The sequence below is a fragment of the Herbaspirillum sp. GCM10030257 genome (genome assembly GCF_042666555.1).
Classification (GTDB): Bacteria; Pseudomonadota; Gammaproteobacteria; order Burkholderiales; family Burkholderiaceae_D; genus Noviherbaspirillum.
On sequence record NZ_JBHTDH010000100.1, the window covers coordinates 1 to 1,543 of the forward strand.

A 1,543-nucleotide genomic window follows, 5' to 3' on the forward strand; every position below is an offset into this window, starting at 1 on the left:
CGTTGCACTAGTCCTGCTCCGCAGGAGGAAGATGGTGCTGCAGTAGCCAGTTAATGCAGACGATGGAGGAAGCGTGTCACGCACCGTACAGCGCATCGTTCAACAGCACTTCCCCGCGATCGCCGAAGCACGCACACTTCCTCCACACTGGTACCGCGCAGCGAACAAGCTCTCTCGATGCCGTACCGCGGCCCTTGGCGGACACGTACAAAGCTGTCCCGACGGGCATGTCGAACGCGTCTGGTACAACTCGTGCCGCCACCGCAGCTGCCCGCAATGCAACCAGATCCAAATAACGCACTGGCTCGACAGGCAGCGCGCACGCCTACTCCAGTGCAGCCACCACCACATCATCTTCACCATCCCGCACGAGTTCAATGCACTGTGGCGGTGCCAGACCACGGTGATGATGGAGATCCTGTTTACGTGCGCGAGAGAGAGCCTGCTGCAGATGCTGCGCGACGAACGCCGGCTTGGCGACGCAGAACCGGGATTCCTGCTGGCGCTGCATACCTGGGGCCGGTCGCTGTCGCTGCACCCGCACCTGCACTGCCTGATCACCGACGGTGGCCTTTCCGAGCATGGATGGCAGGCGCCACGGGGCAGCTGCTTCCTACCGGCCCGCGCACTAATGGCCAAGTTCCGGGGCAAGTTCATCGACCTGGTGCGCCGCGCACTCGACCACGGTGATCTCGCGTTGCCTCCACAGACTGATCCCGCTGCAGTGCAGACATGCCTGAACAAGCTTGGCCGGGCCAAATGGAACGTCCACCTGCGCGAACGATACGGACACGGCAATGGCGTGGTGCAGTACCTGGCACGTTATGTCCGCGGCGGGCCAATGCAAGACAGCCAGATCGGCATCACCAACGATGACCATGTCAGCTTCCGCTACATGCCCCATGCCGACGTGCCGGGCGAGCAAAAGACCTCGGTCATGCGGATGGCAAGCGTTGCCTTCCTGCGCCGCTACCTGCAGCACGTGCCGGAGCCGCGCAAGCATACCGTGCGTAGCTATGGCCTGTACGCACCACGCAAGGCGGACCTGCTCAACAGCGCCCGCGAAGCGTTCGGCCAGCCACCCATCCCGGACCATGAACCTGTGAGCTGGCAGTCGTATCTTCAACACCACGTCCCGGATTGCGGACTGCACCGGTGCCCGACGTGCGGCAGTGCCATGCGTAGTACCCGACGCATCGCACCACAGCGCGGCCCGCCCGTAGCCATCACAACAATGGAGCAGACTCATGCCTAGGTGCTTCTTTCATGCACCGACGGACCACACACAGGTGTACCAGCGCGGCCTTTGCCAAAGCACAACGATTTGGTTCATGTCATCCAGTTCGTGTTGTTATCACCCTGCTCACGAACCCTCAGCCGTGTCCCAGGAAACAACGTTCAAGGTTGCCACCAGGGTGACGCCCCCATAGAATCTCCATAACCGATTAATCTCCGTCTCCAGCTTTCGGCTATGCAACGCGGCGCTCGAGGCGGACACCGCTGCGCGGCTATGCCCCTCCGGGTTCCGCACAGCTAAACGTTA

At 62.0% G+C, this 1,543-nt stretch carries 1 protein-coding gene; it reads left to right on the plus strand.

Translation table 11 applies throughout. The features are described 5' to 3' along the window. The first annotated feature begins 73 nt into the window (after nucleotides 1-73). A complete protein-coding gene (locus tag ACFQUU_RS29235) occupies nucleotides 74-1,255 on the plus strand; it encodes an IS91 family transposase (RefSeq protein WP_382252143.1) in 1,182 nt (393 codons plus the stop codon). Nucleotides 1,256-1,543: the final 288 nt, after the last annotated feature.